This window comes from Rhodococcus sp. T2V, assembly GCF_029269925.1.
Lineage (GTDB): Bacteria > Actinomycetota > Actinomycetes > Mycobacteriales > Mycobacteriaceae > Rhodococcus_F > Rhodococcus_F koreensis.
Window position 1 is genome coordinate 14,562 of the sequence record NZ_JARJBD010000049.1, and the last position, 21,364, is coordinate 35,925.

The 21,364-nt window shown below is 63.7% G+C and carries 17 protein-coding genes; 6 read left to right on the forward strand and 11 right to left on the reverse strand.

Going from position 1 to position 21,364, the window contains the following annotated elements:
- The first annotated feature begins 52 nt into the window (after positions 1 to 52).
- The gene (locus tag P3H15_RS32190; RefSeq protein WP_276140931.1) at positions 53 to 220 is read left to right on the forward strand and encodes a hypothetical protein; all 168 of its coding nucleotides are present in this window, start codon (positions 53 to 55) and stop codon (positions 218 to 220) included.
- Between the two features lie 280 nt (positions 221 to 500).
- On the opposite strand, the gene P3H15_RS32195 is transcribed toward P3H15_RS32190, so the two are convergent.
- Both P3H15_RS32195 and P3H15_RS32200 read right to left on the reverse strand, forming a co-directional pair.
- Positions 501 to 1,172, reverse strand: a complete 672-nt coding sequence (locus P3H15_RS32195; protein ID WP_276140932.1) for an epimerase — start codon at positions 1,170 to 1,172, stop codon at positions 501 to 503.
- Entirely contained in the window at positions 1,169 to 1,969 is an 801-nt protein-coding gene (locus P3H15_RS32200) for a hypothetical protein (protein WP_276140933.1), read from the reverse strand. The genes P3H15_RS32195 and P3H15_RS32200 overlap by 4 nt, the downstream gene beginning before the upstream one ends.
- A 1,111-nt stretch (positions 1,970 to 3,080) precedes the next feature.
- On the opposite strand from P3H15_RS32200, the gene P3H15_RS32205 reads away from it, so the two are divergent.
- The 3 genes from P3H15_RS32205 to P3H15_RS32215 all read left to right on the forward strand — a co-directional run bounded on the left by P3H15_RS32205 (position 3,081) and on the right by P3H15_RS32215 (position 6,175).
- Positions 3,081 to 3,659, forward strand: a complete 579-nt coding sequence (locus P3H15_RS32205; protein WP_276140934.1) for a nitroreductase/quinone reductase family protein — start codon at positions 3,081 to 3,083, stop codon at positions 3,657 to 3,659.
- A 126-nt stretch (positions 3,660 to 3,785) separates the two neighbouring features.
- A complete protein-coding gene (locus P3H15_RS32210; RefSeq protein WP_276140935.1) occupies positions 3,786 to 5,036 on the forward strand; it encodes an acyl-CoA dehydrogenase family protein in 1,251 nt (416 codons plus the stop codon).
- Positions 5,033 to 6,175, forward strand: a complete 1,143-nt coding sequence (locus P3H15_RS32215) for an acyl-CoA dehydrogenase family protein (protein WP_276140936.1) — start codon at positions 5,033 to 5,035, stop codon at positions 6,173 to 6,175. Before P3H15_RS32210 ends, P3H15_RS32215 begins: the two co-directional genes overlap by 4 nt.
- A gap of 992 nt (positions 6,176 to 7,167) precedes the next feature.
- On the opposite strand, the gene P3H15_RS32220 is transcribed toward P3H15_RS32215, so the two are convergent.
- The 5 genes from P3H15_RS32220 to dctP all read right to left on the reverse strand — a co-directional run bounded on the left by P3H15_RS32220 (position 7,168) and on the right by dctP (position 11,894).
- The gene (locus P3H15_RS32220) at positions 7,168 to 8,004 is read right to left on the reverse strand and encodes a mycofactocin-coupled SDR family oxidoreductase (RefSeq protein WP_276140937.1); all 837 of its coding nucleotides are present in this window, start codon (positions 8,002 to 8,004) and stop codon (positions 7,168 to 7,170) included.
- 69 nt (positions 8,005 to 8,073) lie between these two features.
- Complete coding sequence (locus P3H15_RS32225) at positions 8,074 to 8,433, reverse strand: DUF4286 family protein (protein WP_276140938.1); 360 nt, start codon at positions 8,431 to 8,433, stop codon at positions 8,074 to 8,076.
- Between the two features lie 46 nt (positions 8,434 to 8,479).
- Positions 8,480 to 9,967 carry a TRAP transporter large permease gene (locus P3H15_RS32230; protein ID WP_276140939.1) on the reverse strand — a complete coding sequence of 496 codons (1,488 nt, stop codon included), beginning with the start codon at positions 9,965 to 9,967 and terminating at the stop codon, positions 8,480 to 8,482.
- A 17-nt stretch (positions 9,968 to 9,984) separates the two neighbouring features.
- Positions 9,985 to 10,515, reverse strand: a complete 531-nt coding sequence (locus tag P3H15_RS32235; RefSeq protein WP_276140940.1) for a TRAP transporter small permease — start codon at positions 10,513 to 10,515, stop codon at positions 9,985 to 9,987.
- A gap of 203 nt (positions 10,516 to 10,718) precedes the next feature.
- Complete coding sequence (dctP, locus tag P3H15_RS32240) at positions 10,719 to 11,894, reverse strand: TRAP transporter substrate-binding protein DctP (RefSeq protein WP_276140941.1); 1,176 nt, start codon at positions 11,892 to 11,894, stop codon at positions 10,719 to 10,721.
- 400 nt (positions 11,895 to 12,294) lie between these two features.
- Between dctP and P3H15_RS32245 the strand changes: the two genes are divergently transcribed.
- Positions 12,295 to 14,283, forward strand: a complete 1,989-nt coding sequence (locus tag P3H15_RS32245) for an FAD-dependent oxidoreductase (protein ID WP_276140942.1) — start codon at positions 12,295 to 12,297, stop codon at positions 14,281 to 14,283.
- Positions 14,284 to 14,623: 340 nt separating this feature from the next.
- Here the strand turns inward: P3H15_RS32245 and P3H15_RS32250 are convergent, their stop codons facing one another.
- Positions 14,624 to 15,388 carry an SDR family NAD(P)-dependent oxidoreductase gene (locus P3H15_RS32250; RefSeq protein ID WP_276140943.1) on the reverse strand — a complete coding sequence of 255 codons (765 nt, stop codon included), beginning with the start codon at positions 15,386 to 15,388 and terminating at the stop codon, positions 14,624 to 14,626.
- 211 nt (positions 15,389 to 15,599) lie between these two features.
- Positions 15,600 to 16,505, reverse strand: a complete 906-nt coding sequence (locus tag P3H15_RS32255) for an SDR family oxidoreductase (RefSeq protein WP_276140944.1) — start codon at positions 16,503 to 16,505, stop codon at positions 15,600 to 15,602.
- Positions 16,506 to 16,602: 97 nt separating this feature from the next.
- Here P3H15_RS32255 and P3H15_RS32260 point away from each other — a divergent pair, with 97 nt between their 5' ends.
- Positions 16,603 to 17,502: a TetR family transcriptional regulator gene (locus P3H15_RS32260; protein WP_276140945.1), complete on the forward strand. Its 900-nt coding sequence runs from the start codon at positions 16,603 to 16,605 to the stop codon at positions 17,500 to 17,502.
- 139 nt (positions 17,503 to 17,641) lie between these two features.
- Here P3H15_RS32260 and P3H15_RS32265 read toward each other — a convergent pair whose 3' ends face one another.
- Positions 17,642 to 19,978 (reverse strand): CoA transferase, encoded by a 2,337-nt coding sequence (locus P3H15_RS32265; RefSeq protein WP_276140946.1) that lies wholly within the window; start codon positions 19,976 to 19,978, stop codon positions 17,642 to 17,644.
- A gap of 56 nt (positions 19,979 to 20,034) precedes the next feature.
- On the reverse strand, positions 20,035 to 21,252 hold the full coding sequence (locus P3H15_RS32270; protein ID WP_276140947.1) for a CaiB/BaiF CoA-transferase family protein: 1,218 nt from the start codon (positions 21,250 to 21,252) through the stop codon (positions 20,035 to 20,037).
- Between the last annotated feature and the right edge of the window lie 112 nt (positions 21,253 to 21,364).

Consider the following 21,364-nt stretch of genomic DNA (forward strand, 5'->3'; position numbering starts at 1 on the left):
TGACCGCAGGGCTGCTGCGGCTGTGGTGTCGACCTGTGTCGTGCCGCTTAGGGTGAGGCATGCGCCTGTTGCCGACCTCCCGCCCGACAACCCGAACGACGGCGACAGCGGGGACGGTCTGACGCCACGTCAGCTGCTTGCGGTCGAGATCTGTGCACGGGTGCTCGCCGACGCCTACGACGACCGGTTCGCCGGCCGATCGGTCTCGACGAACTGCTGACTCCACGGGGACCAGCGGTGGGCCCCTCGCTCGGGTGAGAGCGAGGGGGCCTTTCTTCGTTCGGGCCGGGTGTTTGCTCCGCCACCCCTGGAGAGTCGTGGCGTCGATATGACCTATCCGGTTCGACGGCGTCGACCACGGCTTCACCGCCCGCCAAGCCCATCACCACGATCGGCCGTCACCCGCAGCACGCCTACGACCAACCTGCCGAACCCTGGCAGCCTGACCAAAGACACCCTTGCTCCGACCGTCTTCGCGACGTGCGGAACAGCGGCACACCTCAGAGGTCTGCCACCTCGTTGATGTCCCGGTTCGTCAGGACGTGTCGCCGATACCCCACGCGGGCGAGGGTCAGCGCAGCCCGCCCCAGCCGGACGGTATCCGTCACCAGCACCGGGGCCAGACGCAGCACGCGCAGCAACGGAACCAGCGGACCGGCGGCCACCGTCGCCCAGCGGTAAGCCGTCGTCTTGGATCGTGCGGCATGGCGGGGCAGCACGAAGCCCGGACGCAGGGCGTACCCGTTCGGGAAGGCCGCGATGACCGTGTTCTCGGTACGCCCCTTGACCCGCGCCCAGCGGACGCGCCCGTGCTCGCTTGAGTCCGTACCGCCGCCGGAGACATACACGAACGTAAGGTCCGGGCTGATCTCGCGCAGTGTCTGCACGGCGGCCTCGGTGTACCCGTAGGTGATGCGCTCGTAGTCAGCGGGGTCCATACCGGCAGAGCTGACACCCAGACCCCACAGGCAAAGGTCGGCGCCTTCAAGGTCGCCCCGGACAGCGGTGAAGTCCAGGAAATCATCATGAACGACCTGGCGCAGTTTCGGATGCGCTAGATCCAGCGGCCTGCGCCCCACCACGATGACCTCCCGCACGTCCCCGGCGAGCAGACTCTCCTGGAGGAATCCGTTGCCGATAAGTCCGCTGCCACCGAAGATGACTACCTTCACGTTCTTTCCTCTGTTCTGGTCGGTCGACCGGGTACAGGTCCGGTCGCAGCGGTCAGGGGCGAGCCGCGCCCAGCCGTCGGTGCGTTTCGTTCGGGGTCCTTCTCCGACTCCTGGGCGCGCAGCTCGGCGTATGTGACGGTCAGGCCCGTCACAAGCAGAGCCCACACGGGAGCACCGACTACGGTGTGTACCGCGTCGATGACACCGTCGCTGAGCCCGTGGCCACTGGCGCCGAGGCCGGTACGCCCGAGCAGGACCCAGCTGACGCCGGCGAAGAACAGACTCAGGGCACTCTCGAAGACCACCGCGACAACTGCGAGGACACCGAACCTCGCGAGTACTCCTGCGCCCCGGGTGTGTGTGAGGGCAAAGGAGCGACGCAACGGATTGGCACCGGGCTCGAAAAGCACAGGAAAGCTGAACAGACTCAGCGCGAACAGCACGTATAGGCCCGGAACGACGAACGCAGCCAGCCCCGCCACCAGCAACACAGCGACGCCGAGAGTCCACGGGACCAGCGAGGGCAGGCGGCCCAGACCGTGACGGAAGGCGTCCTTCACCCCCACAGGCTTGCCAGCCGTATCCGAACCGGTCAGGAGATGGATACCGCCCGCCCAGCCGACCGCCGCCACCGTGCACACGACGACCAGGACCGCGGCGCTCACAGCGATCGCTACCAGCACGCCGGTCGCGTCACCGATCGCTAGGGCATCGGGAAGCAATGTGCCCACGGAGTACCCCGCACTGCGGGCCAGCTCCACCAACGCCAGCGGCAGCGCCACGACAAGGCCGGTCACCAGAACCAGCCTCCTGCCTTCACTCCGGAGCACGTCCCGGACCGTGGCGCACCAGGAGCGTAGGGTCGGTGCCGACGGTGCGAGGACGAAGGGGAATGACGAACCCGCCGGCGTTGTGGCGTCGGCAGTCATCACCGCACCTCCGCCCGATCGGCCCCCGTCGGTTCACCGCGCATTGGGAAAGCCGCAGTGCATTCCACGCGCCTCCCGGAGTCCGGGCCGCAGGCCATGGCTCTTCCCTTCTCTCCGGTGCTGCCGCGCGGAGCACTTTCGTACCGCGAAGTTCCAAGGAAGCGGGCAGCGCCGAGTTGATGACGACGGACAAGACGATAACGACGCGAAGTACACCCGGCCAAAGTGCCTGCAATTCCGCCGACCCGAATAGCGATGGTTCCTTCGCCCGCCTGCGGTACTTTAACGACTGCAGGCAGGCAAGTAAAACACCGACGGTTCCTTAAGGCGCCGAGACCGCCCTCGCCATCCATTCGGAAGTTTGCTTACGCGGTGAAGAAGGCGCGGGCCGAACACTTATACGCGATCGCCGACGGGACGTCGTTCCCGAGGCTGGTGAGCCTGAGGTCGTGTTCTGCCGCGACGAGTTCGGGCCGCTGAACCTGCAGCCGCATCCGGGTTCGGCAGTGGACGCAGCGCGGCGGCAAGCATAAGGACCCGGATCGGGCCGCGGCGCCGGCGACACGCGACCTACACCCCGCCCGCACGGGGTGCGGCACCTTGTTCGCCGCCTACGACCCGGGCACCGACAAGCTGTACGGGCAGCGAAGACCACCAAGACCCGTACGAAGTTCCTCGAGTTCTGCCGGCACCTGTACCGCCTCTACCCGAAGTCCGTCCGGCTGGCGATCGTGTGCGACAACTTCTCACCCCACCTGACCACCCTCACGTGCAGACGGGTCGAGGACTGGACCGAAGCCAACAATGTGGAGACCGCGTACACCCCGACGAAACAGTTCCTGGCTCAATCGCATCGAAGCCCAGTTACCGCACTGCGGTACTTCGCCCACGACGGGCACACGCCAGTCACCAGGAGCAGGCATCGACAAAAGAGTGCACTCACTGATATGAAAGGGTAGTCGACCGCGAGTTCCACCCCGTGACGGCGGCGCGCCTCGACGCCCACCAGAAAACCACTTTTTTCTCGCCGCTATCGATCACACCAGGACAGACCGCTATGGCAGCCATTCGTAGACATCACTATCGCTGGTACTGGCGTCTTCGTCCTGTGCGTGGCGTGTGGGGCCGGGAGTTCGACAAGTGGCTCGTGCGCACCACCGGAGTGTCAGCGATTCTCATTCAGGTATCCCTGGCTCGACGACTTCCATGGTCCCCCGCCCTCCTGCTGACCACCATTGGACGCGGTTCAGGTCAGCTCCGCAGCGTCGTGCTTCCGTATACCAGGCATGGCGATTCCTTTCTCGTCTTCGGCTCGAACGCCGGCGGAGCCCGGCATCCCGACTGGGTCCTCAACCTCAGCGCCGAGCAGCGGACGTGGATCACCGTGGGTCGCCGCCAGTACGCCACGACCGCCCGGATCGTCGGGCGCGAGGAACGCGAGCAGATGATAACGACGATGCGTGCCGGACGGCCCCACGTCGACGACTATGAAACCCAAGCTGCGGCAATTGGCCGACAGATTGCACTGGTGGCCCTGACACCGCAGCGATCACGATGACCGTGAGCGAAGAAGGCCTCGCCCGTTGCGTCTTTCAGTGCACTTATTATTCGGCCCCCGTCGTGATGACGAGCTGCGGTCGAATACCTGCCGTTCATCGATAATGACCGGAAGTTGGGAGATCAGATGGACTTCGAGCTCAGTGAGGCGCAGAAGGAATGGCGCGACGAAGTGCGCACATTTCTTGCCGAGTATATAACCCCTGAACTGCTCCATGAACTGTGGCTTGACGACGGTCCCGACGGACCGTGGGGCCCAGGGCCTCGGTACCGCGAGTTCGAAAGCCATGTCCGGGAGAAGGGGTGGTGGGGCATGAGCTGGCCTGAGGAGTACGGGGGGCTCAGTATGGGCCCGGTCGAGCAACAGGTCTTGACATGGGAGTTCGAGTACGCAGGAGTACCTGGACCGCACCTCACGGTAACGTCAGTGGCCCCGACCATCATGCGTCACGGGACCCTGCAGAACAAGAATGAATGGCTGCCGGGGATGGCGAGCGGCGAGATAGTCACTGGGCTCGGCTACTCCGAGCCCGATGCAGGCACCGATCTGGCGAGCCTCCGCACGCGGGCCGTCCGCGACGGGGACGAATGGGTCATCAACGGACAGAAGATCTGGAACAGCCGCATCCACGCGGCGACTCATGACTTCCTCCTCGTTCGCACCGATCCGGCTGCGCCCAAGCACCGCGGAATCTCGATCATCATGGTTCCTCTCGACGCCCCCGGCGTCGAGATCAAGCCGCTCATTACGTGGGCACGTCGCCGTACCAACGAAGCCTTCTTCACCAATGTGCGGGTTCCTCACACAAACCTCATCGGCGAGGAGAACAACGGCTGGTCGTACATCACCGGCGCCCTCGATCTCGAACGCGGTGTGATCATGCACGAGGGGGAGCTTCGCCGATCACTCGACAGCCTCAAGCAATGGTGCTCCCGACCAGGCCTTGACGGTCACCGCCCGATGGACCGACCCGAAGTGCGACGGCGACTCGCCGAGTTTGAGGCTGACCTCGAGGTCGCTCGACTGTTCTCGATGGAAGCCGCGTCCCAGATCGAGGCCGAGCAGACACCGACAATCACTGTAAGCGAGAACAAGGTGTACGCGAGCGAACTCGGACATCGCATGGCCGATTTCGGGACTCAGGTAGTCGGCGCGCACGGACAGCTGAGCAAGTGGGACGAGGACGCACCCATGCACGGAGAATTTGAGTTGCGCTATCGCACGGCCCCGCTCCTGCGGTTCGCCGGCGGAACCATAGACGTGATGAAGGACATCATTGCTCAGCGTGGGCACTCGTTGCCCTCATACGGTCGTCACGCACCACAGACAGTCACCAGAGCCGGCAATAGCCAACGTGACGGAGGTACCCCAGCATGAACCTCGAATTGTCCATCGAGCAGACTGATCTGCAGCTTTCGCTCCGACAGCTACTGGCCAAGGAGTGCCCAACAAGCCTGATACGTGAACTGCGCGGAGAGGGTTCCAGCGGACGGCCGGAACGGCTGTGGTCGGCACTCGCTGACTTCGGCTTCTTCGGACTTCCATTCGGTGAAAATGTCGGCGGGTACGATCTCGATCTGCTCGACCTGGGTCTCGCTTACCAGGAGGCGGGGCGGACGTTGTGCCCTACCATGATCTACAGCACGATGGCATTCGGCCTCGCGCTTCAAGCACTCGGGACAGAACGGCAACGCGACCACTGGTTGAAGCGGTTGACTGCAGGTGAGGTCTCGGCATCGATCGCACTGTGGAACCCTTCGAATGCCGGCGATCTTCGACCAACAGTTGAAGCCGAGAATTGCTCGGGTTCTTGGTATCTGAGCGGCATCGTTGAATTTGTCCCAAACGCCGACGTCGTTGACGTACTCCTCGTGACGGCACGGGTGCCATCCAACGGTGACGGGGAATCTACGCTCGGTTTCCTCGTGGAACCGGGCCGATCCGGCCTGTCGATGAAGCGCCATCGGACCCACAATGGCGACATACAATGCCGCGTGGCGTTCGACAATGTTGAGATCAACTCATCGGACATGGTTGTCGAGTCCACAGGCCTCGCTGGCGGCCAGCTGGCGTGGCTGAGCAACGTCGTGGTCGGTCTTCAGTGCATGGAGATGGTCGGCGGTGCCCAGCAAGTGCTTCAAGAAACCGTCGAATACACGACTGTCCGACACCAATTCGGTCGGCCGCTGGCGAGCTTTCAGGCAGTTCAGCATCGCGTTGCCGACATGCGGATCGCAATCGATGCCGCACGACTGACGGCGCTGCAGGCGATGTGGTCGCTTGCCCGCGGTGACATTAGCGACCGTGAACTCGTGATCGCAAAGCTCCAGGCGAACGAGGCCTATAAGTTCACAACCCTGACTTCCCATATCCTCTGGGGCGGTATGGGTTACATAGTCGAAACCGACTTGCACCTGTGGAGCGAACGAGCCAAGACAACTGAGCTCCTCGGTGGCGCGAGGGACGTGCTGCTCGCACGACTTGAGCGAACCCTTGACATTGAAGTTGCTAGCTGAGCTCCCGCTACTCGGGCTCGGGCTCGGGCTCGGAGCCATTGGCCCAACAGTGTCATTTCGACTACTCACTCCCCTGCTGGGGTCGCCTCGGTATCGCCGGGAGTCACAGAACTGGACAGTTCGCTCGAGCAGGTGCGGCCCGCAAGTATGGGTGCACCTGCTCGAAGCGGGAGGCGACTTGCGTTGCGGATTTCCCCTGGACACAGATACACGGATGTGAAAGGAAGGCGATCGCCGACAGTCACACACCTGCAGCTCCCGGCGTCGAACGTAGCTGATCGACCCGACCCGCTCTCGCGGCGACAGTGTCGCAGTCACGGGTCGAGGTGTGGTGCCGAGAGGCCGCGGGGATGAGGATCAACGGCAGCATCGCAGCCCCCACTCAAGGTGTAGATACGCCGTCTACCGGTTGCTCGGGCCGGGCCGCCTCGCCGACGTCGCGTTCGCCAGCGCCGACCGAGTCGGCGACGTGTCCGCAACCTCAAGATGGACGGTTCCGCCTCGCCGTACCCGAAATGCAAAGGCGGGCTGCCAAAGACGTTCACCCTGCCCGAACGCCGGGAGATCAGATCGCCAAGTTCACACAACTGAGCACGACTTGCCGTTCTCGACCTGGAGCCTGGCCAGGCTTGATCCGCCGAAGCATTATCCGGCGGATCAAGCACGCGGCCGACGAACGGCTGCGGGAGATCGTCAACAAGGCAAACGTTGCCTGACGCGGCACCGGCGAAAAGACCTCCAGCCTTCGCGCTGTCACGAAGGACGACTTCAGAAGCAGTGTGATGCTCCATCCCTACAGCGCTTCTCGGCTTGACGATGCAGCGAGGATCTCAACTTCTGCTCCCTTGGCGCGATCGCAACGCTGCCGTGGTATCGGACATGCGGAGCTGGAGCAGCTACCCATAATGCTCGGATTTGCTTTGCCGTCGCTAGATGCCACCGATAAGTCGTTCGGCACTGTTTCGGACGGCGCGACTTTGTGTGGGACTCGTCTACTTGATGACCTGGCCGCCATCAATCGGCATGGACACGCCGGTGATGAATCGACCCTCTTCCGAGGCAAGGAAGACGACGAGGTTGCTTACGTCCTCCGGCTCCACCCAGGAGATCGGAAGGGCCGCCATGTGGCTGGCGGCGGCGGCGAACTGCTCACGCGTCGGGTTCGGCACATCCGGGACGAAGTGTCGATACAGCTCGTCGTTGTGGATCATCGGTGTGCTGACATTGAGCGGGTGGAGCGTGTTCACCCGGATCGACTTCTCCGCCAGCTGGAGGGCGAGGCTTTTCATGAGCCCAACCAGCCCATGCTTGGCGGCGGTGTATTGCGCGTACCGAGGGAAACCCTTGAGGCCGGCGCTTGAGCTCGTGATGACGATCGATCCACCGCGCTCGCCGTCCACGATGTGCGGGATCGCGGCTCGACAGGTGCGGTAAACCCCGCTGAGGTTGACGTCGATGGTGATTCCCCATTCCTCCTCGTCCATCTCGGTCAACATCATTGGGCGCGAAAGAATCCCCGCGTTCGCGACTACGATGTCTAGTCGGCCTAGTTCCGCGACACCGACATCGACCGCATCCTTGATCTGCGCGTAGTCGCGGACATCTGCCTTCGATGCGATGAACCGTCGCCCGGTCGCCTCGACGAGCCGGGCTGTCTCTTCGAGGTCGGCTGCGGTTCCGCCCCCGTATGGCACCGTAGGCATGTCGTCGAGTACGTCGATGCCGATGATGTCGGCGCCCTCCTCCGCGAGTCGAACGGCATGACTGCGTCCCTGGCCCCGCGCGACGCCGGTGATGAATGCGACCTTGCCTTCGACGCGTCCTGGCATTGTTTCTCCTCACTGGAAACGGCAGGCGCACAGGGATGCAACCTGTTCATCGTCTGACTTGCGGCGCGGCTATGGAGCACCGATCTGGCGGCGAGAATTCGTCTCGTACAACACGGAGATGGGTTGACGCTCAACGAGGTCGAGGGCGTCACCCATGTCCCACTCTCCGCCGCGACCGCGTCGGAGGATCTCGGCGAGAACGGCTTGCGGGTCCGGTGCTTCGATTGTGTAGATGACAAGGTGGCGATGTCCCCCTGGGCACGGTTCAGGCGTGGGCTGAACGTCGGAAGCAACGAGTCTCGAAGCAGCAATGACCCCAGGCACTGCCAGCACGTCTGGCGTATGCACCTCGTCGTACCACTGGTTGAAGTCCGCTTCGCGTTCCGGCGAAACTGGGCTCGAGAAGACCATCAGCTCGGCCTTCGGCATGAGATTGCTCCTTAGCAGTATCGCGCACGATAAATGTGCGCTGTTTTCATTCGCTCGAAAGGTTGGGCAACCACATCACGATGTCCGGCCAGAAGGAAAGTACGAACAGGACAACGAATGCGGCGGCAACGAAGGGCATCACCCCTCGGAAGACAGCTCCCAGGCTGACTCGCTGCCCAAGATTGACACTGGGCGCCTGCGCGACCTTGTGTACGACGAACGTCAGGAAGCCGATCGGGGGAAAGACCATGCCGATCTCACACATGATGATGATGAATACGCCGAAGAAGATGGGATCCACTCCGACCTGTGCGAGTGGGTCGAGAAGTAGCGGCACTGTGAGCAGGATCATCGGCAGCGATTCCAGGAACATGCCGAGAATCAAGTAGGTGACCATCAGCAGCAGCAGTAACTCGATGCGTCCAAGTTCCATCCCGACAAGCCACTCGGTCAGGTCCTGGCTGGCACCGGTGAGCGCCAGGGTCCTGGTCAGCAGCAGCGAGCCGACGAGTATGAGGAAGATGCTTGCCGTCGTCATTGCCGCATCAGTGGCGGAGGACCACAGGAATCGTCCGAAGCCCTGTCCGCCGCGGGCGGCGGCTCCGACCGATGTGTACTTCCTCACCACCACGCTGATGACGAGTGCTGCCAGCACACCCAAGGCGGCAGCTTCGGTAGATGTGACGATGCCTAGCAGGATGCCGCCGATAACGACGATCATGATGGCTAGCGCCGGGAGTGCACCGGGGAGCGCCCGCAATTTGGTGGCGAACGGGACCCGCTCTGGGCTCCTCGGAGCGATGGACGGGTTCACCGATGCGTGAATGATGATGACCAGGCTGAATGCAGCAGCGAGCAAAATTCCTGGAACCACGCCAGCAACAAGCGCTGGTCCGACGGGCACTTGCGCGACTCCCGCATAGACGACGAGCAGGATGCTGGGTGGGATGACTTGTCCCAATGACCCTGCCATCGCAACTGAAGCCGTTGCCAAAGACGGTGCGTAGCCATCCCGCAGCATCTGGGGGATGGCGATCTTTCCGAGGCTTAGGGTGATGCCCATGGACGAGCCGCTTGTGGCCGCCATGGCTCCGCCGCTGAGATTGGTCGCTACTGCAAGGCCGCCTGGCACTCGTCCTATCGACTTCGCTGCCGCACCGTAGGCAAGCTCACCGATACCGCTCTGCCCGACAATTGCGCCCATCAGAATGAACAGCGGAAGCACGCTGAGGGACCACGATGCCACGCCGGAAAAGGCTAGGGTCCCTACAGAAGACTCCACGACGTTGATTCCGCCGATGCTGTACAGGCCCGGGATTGACGCCGCGATCATCGACAAGCCGACCGGGAGACCGCCTGCCATCAGTGTGAGCAGCAGAATCACTGTCAGGATGCCGATCTGCTGATTGGTGATTCCGCCGAAGAGCATCACCCAGATCAGTGCGATGTCGACGAGGATCAGCCCGATGAAGACTATGTCGGGGATTTTTTTCCTTCGGCGCGGCGACTTGTCGTCGGCGACCGGTGTGGCCATCACGTCTGTATCGGTCCTCATAGCGTTCGTCCCTCAATCTCGATCTCCGGTGTGAACGGGTCTTCGACCTTCGTCACGATGCTCACGATTCGGTGCGCGGCTCCGATCGCCATCAGTACGTAGGCAGCCACGAGTACGTAGTGGCTGCCCCAGATCGGGATCCACTGCTTGCTCGGGACGCGCTCACCGATCGCGTATGAGTCCTGCGCCTCGCCCAACAGGATGTAGAAGATCCACAACGCAAGCGCCAGAGCGACTGCCTCGGCTAGGACGGTCAGGATCCTCGCCACCTTGGACGACGCCCACTCGAGCAGCAGGGTGACGCGGATCTGCTCGTCGCGCAGCTGCGCGTAGCCGAAGGCCAGGCTCACTGTCGGCATCCAGATGTAGGCGACCATCTCAATCGTTCCGTCGACAGGATGGTTGAACAAGCTGCGTCCTGCGACGTCCGCCGCAACGTTGACGACCATGGCCAAACACGCCGCAGCCGCGATCTGGGCTCCGAGTAGAACCACCCGCTCGGACCCACGCATGACTCGACTCAACATCCCGTCAACCTCCTCGAAAGCGCCCTGAGGGGCGTCCACTACGTCCGGTAATCCGACCGGGTTGAGATCCAGAACGCCCCCGGTGGGCGGCGCACTGTGCTTTCTGGGTAACTCGGACACGGGTTCCTTCTTCCGGCCGCTGGGCTATGGGGTTTAAGCGTCTGCGCAAACTGAAAGATGTTGCGCCACAGCATTCGGACGTACTAGCGCGGGTTGACCAGGTTCGCGTGGACCTCGGCGTCGAGCCGCTCGAATACCGGGCCGAGATCGGTGTCCTTGGCGGTGACGTACGCGTCGACGAACTGGTCCACGTTGGCCGGCTCGGGATAGCCGAGTTCGTCCATGACGCCGGACCAGTGGTCCAGCATCGCCTGGTACTGAGTGATCACCTGTGCGGGGTTGTCGACGGAGTCCGGTGCCCGGTCGGCCATGCTCGCCAACCACTTCTTGGCCGCGGCTGCCGCGATGTCGCCCAGGGTGCCGGGGTCGTCGACCGTGAGCTTCTTCCCGATCAGTGTCTTCGCGCCTTCCTGTACGATCTCCAGCTGACGCTCGGCCGATCCACGGATCAGCGCGCTCGAAGCATCGGAGATCGCCTGCTGGACCGCAGGGTCGAGCCTGTCCCAAGCATCCTTGTTGAAGACGAACATGGCATTCGGCGTTTGCGGAAGCGTGATGGGGACGAGGTGTGGCGCGACGTCCGCAAAGCCCTGCTCATAGGTCCCTGCGAAGGAGTTGATACCGCAGTCCACAACGCCTCGCTCCAGCGCCTCGTACAGCTCGTCGTAGGCGACGGACACGGTGGTCATCCCCATGGCCTCGACGGGGGCCGACCACAAGTTCCCGCTGGTACGGGCCTTGAGCCCCTGGGCTTCGGACGGTCCAGTGACTGCCTTGCTGCAATTGGGGTGGTATGCCGGGCTTGCGAAAGTGCCCAGCGGTATCAAGCCCTGCGACAGATACTCGTCGCGTACTTGTTCGTTCTCGACCGAGAACTGATAGGCAGCAAAGGCGTCGCCTGTCAAGGCGCGAACGGGGGAGGCGCTGACTGCGGCGCCCATGCCTTGAATCCAGTTGTTAACAGGCAGATCCTGGGGGTAGTACGACGGAACCACGAGCCCGACGTCGGCCACCCCACTCTTGACACCTTGGAGCTGTTCGGTCGGTCCCAGCAGTGAGCCCGAGTCGAAGTTCTTGAACGTGACTGCACCGTTGGTTGCTTCGGTGATTGCAGACTCCCATGCAGCGAAGCCACCAGCGACGCTCGAGTCGGACCCGAGGAAGTTCGCGACCTTCAGCGTGGTTGTATCACTGCCACCACCGACCTCACCGCACGCCGTTGCCATTACGAAGACGGATGCCGCAGCTGCTGCGACCATTCCGCGCCTCATCGCCGTGGAGTTTGTGCTCATTCTCATTCTCCCTGTCGAAAAGCTGATTAGGACAAGGCCGAGGTCTCCTTAGGACACCTGGGGCGACGGACCTGCAGATCGCGGGGCGCAGGTTGATTCCTCGGCACATGTTCCCCACATTGAGTACACTTAATGTGGGGAACGTTACAGTGCAACAATAGATGTGACAAGGCCCTCAGTGAGATACGGAAGCCTTCTTCGACTCAACGATTTAGGTCATACACAAGCCCGATTCCAAAGCTAAAATCGATCGCGCGAACCGTTTGCTACGCCCATCGAGCCTCGGGTTAAGTGCACCCTATAATGTGATCGGGACCATATGGCTCGCGTGCCGCACGACTTGCGGTACCGACTGGAGGGCGCGGTAATGTCTGAACTGCGACGACTGTTTGAACCGCTGCGTGTCGGCGGGTTCACTGTCAAGAATCGGATTGTCTGTCCCACCCACAACACCGGGCTGCCGCGCGAGCGTGAGCTCACCTATCTTGCCCGCCGCGCGGAAGGTGGAGCTGGACTGATCGGCATCTCCGGCACGCAGGGAGTGATCCAGTACGCCGTCGGGCCAGGCACGCCCGGACAGGTCGGAGAGTGGGACCGGCGACCCCCCTCACCCGCGTCGCGGAATGGCGTCGCGTTCTATGACGATCTGGTCATTCCCCGTCTCAGGGAGCGCGCCGACCTGCTACGCGAAAACGGAGCACGATCATTTGCGCAGGTCGCCCACGGCGGCGCGGCGCAGCACTGGTCGACCATCTCTCCGACGCTCGGCCCATCGACGGTGCCTGACCTCTACGACGGTCAGACGCCTCATGCGCTCAGCGAGGAGCAGATCGAGGAGCTCGTCTTCAGCTTCGCCCATGGAATCCGGCGTATCGCGGAAGCAGGTATCGACGCGGCGGAGATCCACGGAGCACACGGCTATCTCGTGATGCAGTTCTTGTCGCCCTATACCAACAGACGAACGGACCAATGGGGAGGCACCACCGAGAACCGCACCCGATTCGTCCGGGCGATTATGGCCGCAGCCCGCGACCATGTCGGTGCGGATTTCCCGATCGGCCTTCGTCTCGGGTACGACGACTTCGGCGACGGTCGTGGGATCACCGTCACCGAGGCCGTCGCTCTTGCCCGCGTGATGGCGCCAGACCTCGCGTACTTGAGCGTCAGCGGCGGCAGCTACTCGGGACTCGGTGACGGGTTTACCAGCGCCTACGTAAGCCCGTGGTACCGGCCCCCCGCTTACAACGCCGAGGTCGCCGCGGCCGTACGCGCCGCGGTCGACGTCCCCGTGCTGCTCACCGGGCGGATCGCCGACGCGGCGCTCGCTGACTCCCTGATCGCCGAAGGCAGCGCCGATCTCATCGGCATGGTTCGCGCACTGGTGGCGGATCCAGATCTTCCACGCAAGGCGCAGGCCGGTACCACGACGCACGTGCGTATGTGCCTCGGACTCTCCGAGTGTCACCACATTGGGCGACATCGCGTTCCACTGACCTGCGCCGTAAACGCTGCGAGCGGGCGAGAGGACGAGATGAGGACCCGACCTGCGGCCCATCCGAAGACAGTCATCGTCGTGGGGGCAGGTCCAGCTGGCATGGAAGCCGCCCGCATCGCCGCCATTCGTGGCCATCACGTCTACCTCAGCGACGAGCAGCGTCGGATCGGCGGGACGCCTCGGCTGCTGGCGCGTGACCCTAACCGTCGCAATCTGCTCGACCAGGCGGCCTACTTCGAGTCCGTCCTCCCGCATCTGGGAGTTGAGTTCGTACTCGGCAACCGAGTCGACGTCGACGACATCCGTCAATTCGGCGCGGACGCGGTGCTCATAGCGACGGGAAGCCGACCCCTCGTACCGGACGTCCCAGGACTGATGGAGTTCGGTGTGCATTCGGTGCGCGACATCCTGGAGGGAGTGCGGCCGACACGCGAGCACGTTCTCGTGGTCGGAGGGCCCGACCAGTCCATCGCAGCTCCGTCGATTGCCGAGTTCCTCGTCGATCTCGACTATCGCGTCACACTGATCTCCGAACTCCCCGATTTTGCTCCCGGCGTAGAAGATACGACGCGACTCACCCTGCTCCAGAGAATCCGACGCAAGCGCGTCGTTATACGACAGACGACCCGACTGGAGCGAGTCGACGAGAACGGCGCGACGATGGTTGACACGTTCGCAAACGAACGGTGGACGCAGCCCGACATCTCGATCGTCGCCGCGTGCGGAGCTGCCGCCGAGGACAGTCTCGCCCGAATGCTGGCAGCCATCGGCATGACCTTCGAGCTTGTCGGCGACGCACTCGCGCCACGCCGAATCATGCACGCGACGATCGAGGGAGCACGCGCGGCAATGGCATTGTGACGACATTCGACCGTTAAATCGGCGCGGACTTTAGCAATCCCCAGCGAGGTGATGCCGTTCACGACCGCGCAGCGGAATGCGGGCTGGGCGCCTTCATCGCCGAGCGCACAGCCAAGAGCGTCTCCTAGCCCGAATCGCAGATGCCCGTGCAGCCCAGCGCGATCCGGCTGGGCTGAGGCAGGAGTTACCGAGAGCAACGGAGTCCAAATTCTCCTCCGGGGTGATGTCCGCTCGATTTTCTGCCTGGCATCGACGTTACAGACCGCGACGTTTCCGGAGGGGTCCTCCAAGAGCCTATTGGCGGCCGGGCACCGCAGCGCGAGAGCCCGGCCCCCATGGGTCAGGGCCGGATGAACGCGCCGCCGTCGACGTCGAAGGATGCTCCGGTCATGTACTTTCCACCCTCGGTGGCGAGGTAGACGCAGAGGCTTCCGACGTTAGTCTCGGCGTCGCCGATACGGCCCAGCGCGATGCCCTTCATTATCTCTGCGATCACCTCGGGGAACTCCCTCTCGTAACGCTCGGACTCGGCCGAAGCGACGTACGGGTTGATCGTGTTGACGGTGATCTTGTCCTTGCCCCACTCTTTGGCTGCAATCCGCGTGATACCGCGGATAGCCTCCTTGTTCGGGCCATATGCGCCGTGGTTCGGGACGGCTTGCACTCCGGCGCCGGAGGACATGTTGATCACGGTGCCCTCGGTGTCCGTCAGGTGTGGGTACGCGGCGGTCATGAACCGCCAGGTAGCGAAAAATCCAGACTCGAAGGTGGCCTGCATGTCGTCCCAAGTGATGTCCTGCACGCTCTTACCAGTGCGGAACTCCTGGGCGTTGTTAATGAGGATGTCCAGCCGACCGAACTTGTCGACGGTCTGCGCGACGACCTGGCCCGGGACGTCGTGGTTCTTGTTGTCGGCGACCAGGGTTAACACCTGTGCATCAGGGACGAGGTGCTCCAGCTCGGTCTTCGCGGATGCGAGGGCTTCGGAATTGCGGCCGGTGATTGCCACTGCGATGCCTTCCTTGACGTAGGCCTTGGCGATGCCAAGGCCGGTGCCCTTGCTACCGCCTGTGATGATGGCGACCTTGCCAGAGAGTGATGCCATGAGTCGTAGTTCCTTTCAAGGGGTTGGATGTCGGCGATCGTTTTTGCCGTCATGCGCCGTGTGGTCTCCGCCAGTGGCGGAGCAGGATGGCGTGATGTCAGGGTGAGGGTCTCGGTTGACTAGGGCTCGGTGTGGCCGCCGGGCAGGCTCGGTGGGGCGAATTGGCCGCATCAGGCGCCATAGCAGTTGCGGGCGTTGCCCCGGGTCCGGCTCAGACGGCGGTGACACCTGTGAGGTGTTCGCTTTCGTTCCAGAGACGCTCGGCGACCTTCTCGTCCTGGCCTTTCGGTGTGAACTTCGCCGGTACCGGCTTGCCGACCAGGTTCCAACGGGGCCCGTAATAACCGCCCTGCTTCACGTCCGCCGCGGTCGCCGCGTACAGCATCGGGTCGGCACCCGCCTCTGCCGAGTGCTGCGGGGTGAGCTTCCACGCGACACGGAACAGCAGACTCGGCTTCCCACCCATCCGGGGCCCGGCATCGGCGATACCAGTGGCGGAATTGCCGGGATGCGCGCCCAACGACAACAGATTCCAGCCGTTCTTCGTCGCCAGTCGGGCAAGTTGCTGACTCAACAGAAGATCCGCGAGCTTGGAACGCCCGTACGCGCCCGTCGGGTCGTAGGACCTCGTCCAGTTCAGGTCCTCGAAGTCGATCTTCCCGCGCGCAGCCATCCCGCTCGACATCGTGACAACTCTCGGCGCCTTAGCTTTCAGCAACATCGGCAGAAGCCGCACCGTCAGGGCGAACGGACCGAAGAAGTTGCTTCCCATCTGCAACTCGAACCCGTCCACGGTCTCGTGCCGCACCGGCGGGAACATCACCCCGGCATTGTTGAGCAGGACGTCCACCGCACGCCCGTCGGCGATCACCGAGTCGGCGAACTCCCTCACACTGGCCAGGTCGGCCAGGTCAATCCGACGCACCTGCACGTCCGCCTCCGGGTGTTGGGCGAGAATGTCCCGCTTTGCCTTCTCCCCCTTCGCGACGGTACGCACCGCGAGAATCACCGTGGCGCCCGCGCCGGCGAGTTTACGCGCGGCCTCCTTCCCGGTGCCACTGTTGGCGCCCGTCACAATCGCGAGCTTGCCGCTCTGGTCCGGAACTTCGTAGCTCATCCCAACTCCTTAAAGACTGCCGGTCTGTTCGTTGGTAGAGACATTAACACACCACCGGTCTTTACACAAAAGACTAGCGGTCTGTATCATTGGGGGCATGGACTTCCAACGAGCCCGCAGCGAGGAGCAGCGCGAACACCGACGACAGGCGATCCTCGCCACGGCCGCGGCGATGCTCACCGAGATGCCCGTCGCCCAAGTGAGCCTGAACGAGCTCAGCCGCCGAGTCGGGCTGGCGAAGTCGAACGTGCTGCGCTATTTCGAGTCGCGCGAAGCGGTCCTACTGGAAGTCCTCGACACCGAGGTGCGCGAATGGGTCACCGACCTGCAACGACAGGCCACCCAACCGACACCCGAGACCCTCACCGAGCGTATCGAGCACCTCACCACCGCGATCGCGACTTCGCTCGCCTCCCGACCCGTGCTCTGCGACCTCCTGCACGCCGAGTCGGGCGTACTCGAACACAACGTCTCCGTCGACATCGTCCTCCGCCACAAACACGCCACCCAACACGCCGCCGCCGCGATCGCCGACACGATCACCACTGCACTCCCCGAAGTCACACCCCACGACGCCGAAGAAGTGATCGTGACCCTGCTGCTGGTCGGAGCAGCCGCATGGCCCTACGCACAACCAAGCGAGGCACTCACCACCGCCTACCAACAAGATCCCACCGTCGCCGCAATGCATCGCAACTTCACCACCATCGTCCAACGCACCCTCTCCCTGACAACCAGAGGCCTACTGGCACACAACGATGCGATGCGATCGGCCGGACTACGCCCGCCGACGAAGCCGGAGACAGCCCGCGAGGCTCCTGACCGAGGCGACAATCCACCGGACACCGTCCAGCTAGGGGCGCCAAAGCCCAAGGGGAGACCTGATTCCATGAAGGCAGAACACTTCGCATCGGTCGAGCGCGGAGTAGAGCTGGTCTGCGAGCCGGGTCCAGCACCCCTAACCGATCAGCTTCAGCACAATTCTGAAACGCGGTGACCGAACTGGTGTGTGACGAAAGATCGTCCTCGTGGGGTCACGGACACCCTGCCCCGCTCGGCGCGAGGCCCGGTTGGACGGACAAGAGGGCGCGCTTGTGGCCGCAACGACCATCGCGCTCACGAGAGCCTGAGCCGACTCAACCTCGAACCGCTTCGAGGCCACGCAACTCCTCAATCTCGGCGTCGTCGTATCCGATCTCGGATAGTACGGCGTGCGTGTGCTCGCCGAGCCCAGGCTCCAGACGCCACTGAGGCGGCGCGACATCGCTGCATCGCACCAAGCCCCCGACGAATCGGACACGACCTCGTGTGGGATGCGGGACCTCGACAGACCTCCCCCGACGAATCTCGATGGGATCGCTGAGGAATGCGGCTGCGTTGTGTGACGCGACGGGAATGACCGCCGGGATGCCGGCTGCCCGGAGCTCCTCGATTACGTCCGATGCCCTGCGCTCTGCGCAGCTCGCTACCACGGCGCTCTCGAGCGCCACGCCGACAGCAGAGTTCCCGATGAGCTCGGTCATTGTCGTCACGGGCGGAAGGTCGATCTTCAACACTCCTGTAAGCCGGCGTGCATCCTCCAGCGATCCCACGGCGAGACAGATCCACTCGTCATCGGCCGTTTGGTAGAGGCGGTCGAGAGGGCTAATGCCCATCTGGAGGACGTCCAGTCGTCCTCCGTTGAGAACCTCACCATCTGGCCTTCGGGCGATATGCGCCATCAGGCCAAGCGCAGCGTGGATCTGCGGATGCTCGACGTACTGTCCACATCCATTGGTTGCTCGGTGATAGAGGCCGAGCACCACTCCGAGTGCCCCCAGCATCCCGTTGGCCGGGTCCTCGTTGCCGGAGGGGTAGACCGGCGGATTATAGGCACCGGCGACCTCGAACGCTCCGCCCACGAAACCCGTAACCAGCGGAGCGAAACTCTGCTGGCCTGCGCGAGGCCCCGTCGATCCCCAACCCGGACCGTAGCTGTACACGAGCTGATCGTTGACGGCTGAGAGGCTTGCGTAGTCGACACCGAGGCGGGCGGCCGCGGCAGGTCGCATGGTGTGGTGGACCGCATCCGCGTGAGCGACCAGGCGGTGCAACACCTCCATGCCTCGGGCGGACTTCAAGTCGATTGCGACGGACCGCAGTCCTGCATGGCTTGAGCGGAAGATGGTCTCCTGGCCGCGGTTGGGCTCGCCCGCAAAGGTCTCGACACGGACGACGTCGGCACCGAGGTCGCGCAGGAGCCGGGAACCATACGGACCCGCGTAGAAGGCCCCCAGGTCGACTACGCGTACCCCGGCGAGCAGTTCCTGGGAGGTATCGACGGGCTCGCCGGCAACCGGTGATTGGCGGGGTTGCCAATCAATGTCGTCGACGGCGACGTCCACCACCGCCACCATGGGGTTCATGGTGGCCTCACTGAAACGTAGGCCAGGTCCGACCTGTTGCACCACGCCGATGTCCGGGTCGTCGACCGTGACTACCGAACCCAGATGAGCCACCTGGGGGTCATCGAAGACATCGAGGTCCCGATTCACCCGCACGGCACAGATGTCTGCGTCAGTTAGGCGCTTGAGCCATACGTCGGATGGCTCGGTCGCAAAGATTTCCGGAAGGCGGGTGTCGAGGAGATGTCGTTCCTCGGGCTGCAGCGGAACACCCATCTCGGTGACCGACCCGCTTGACGCGACGAAGTTTGAGAGACCTAATAGGTCCATCAGACGGGCGAAGCCACCGACGGCTCCCGAGTGAACTCCGATGATCGCGCCGTCAGAGCACGCGAAATTGCGAGAGACGAGGCGCTTGCTGCCCGGCACTCGGGGAGGCATCGGCACATCGGCGTCGCCCCACAGCATCGATAGGCTAGCGAGCGCTCCATCGAGCACGGAAGTCTCGACCTGCCGACCCAGGCCGTCGCGCAGTCGGCGGTGCAACGCGGCGACGGTGGCGATGACTGCCAGGTAGGCTGCACCCGCGCTGGCGAAAGGCAGCCCCTGGTAGATCGGTCCGTCGCGCAGACCTGGCTGTTCGGCCATTGTCCCGACGTAGGCGTGCACTAGTGACTCTTGACATCCCATCGCTTCGTCGTCCCCGAACCCGAACATCTCGATCGAGCACACCACGAGGTGCGGCAAGCGCGTGTGCAGCTGTGCGCACGTTGGATCCTCGATATCGTATGTGGACGTTCGGACCACGACATCGGCGTTCGTGAGCAGCTCCAGCAGTCTGGCACGGCCCTCGGCTGTGTCGAGCTCGAATCGGACGCGTCGCTTGCCCCGGTTGAAGACCGAGTACGGAACAGCAAGTCCATCGGCGTCGGTTGCGCCATCGAGCGGTTCGACCCGCACGACGTCCGCACCGTAGTCAGCAAGCAGGCCTGCCGCTCGTGGACCCGCCATTCCGCGGCTCAGATCGACCACGCGGATGCCGGCCAACGGCGGTCCGGCAACGGCTGGGCGCTGTGGGGCGGTACTCATCGATTTCCTTTCGACCTTCGCGGTCTCCCGACCGCGACCGGTGGCCTGATGGGGCCCTAGATTGCACGTGCCTGACGTAGGCGCGCGATCTCCTCGTCGCCGTAGCCGAGCTCGCGCAGGATCTCGTCGGTGTGCTCGCCGACCCCAGCAGCGTGCTGGTGAATTGAGAACTCGGCTCCGTCGACCTTTATTGGATTGCCGACCGTACGCACGGTGCCGACGACCGGATGGTGCTCGTCGATGACCATCTCGCGCGCCGTCACGTGCGGGTCGTGCTGGGCGTCGGCTATGCCCAACGCCGGGCCGATGGGCAGGTCGTGGTCGCACGCGAGCGCCATCCACGCCTGCAGTGAGCGTCCACCGATGATCTCTCTGAGCTCGGCCATGAGATCGAAGTCGTCCTCGCCGTAGTCGACGACCGTTGTCTGGGAGTGGCGAAGGGTCAGGTCCGGTCGGTCAACGAGGGCACAGAACCGGTCCCAGAACTTCCTCTCGATGCAGCAGAAGAGGAGGAACTGTCCGTCTGCGGTCTCGTAGTAGCCGTACTTCGCGGAGGTCGCGCGTCCGCCGCGGGCCGGCGGCGCCACGTCCGAAGCCGGCTGCAGCAGACCCGCGTTGAGCCGGGCCACGGCCCACGGCCACGACGATGCGATGACGGCGTCCGATGCGCTGAGGTCGATCTCGGCCCCCTCCCCGGTGCGAGCACGGCGCACCAGCGCGGCCGCGACTGCGTAAGCGCCGTAGAGGGGCCCGACGACGACTCCGGTCACCGGAGGTGATTTTTCGACCTCGGCCGCGCGACCGTTCTCGTCTAGCACGAGGTCCGGGGCCGCGCCCAGAGCCTCCATCATGCCTCCGTGGGTCGGCACCTCGGCGTACGGACCGTAGGATCCGAACCCCGTCGCGCGGCAGTACACGATGTCCGGCTTGATGGCGCGAACCGTGTGGTAGTCCATACCCAACTTGGCGGGCACGTCGCCGACATGGCTGATGAGGAACACGTCAGCATCGCTGACCACGCGGGCGAAGACGTCAGCTCCCTCGCTCCGCCGCGGATCCAGCGTGAGACTTCGCTTGTGCCGGTTGACCGCCAGATGCATGGGTGAATAGCCGGGTGCGACCTGCGCAGCAAGCTTCCTGACGTAGTCGCCGACTCCCGGCTGCTCAATCTTGACAATCGTCGCGCCCTCGTCGCCCAGGAGCGAGCCCAGGTAGTCGCCGACGAGCAAAACCGTCGCCTCGACGACCTTCACGCCATCCAGCAATCCAGCCACTCGTGCGTCCTTTCAAGACAATCTCACCGCTCAGATTCGGATGTCCGGCGGGACAGCCGTGATGCAGTCGGCACAACCTCAGTCAACGGCAGCTGCGCGGACCAGTCCGAGG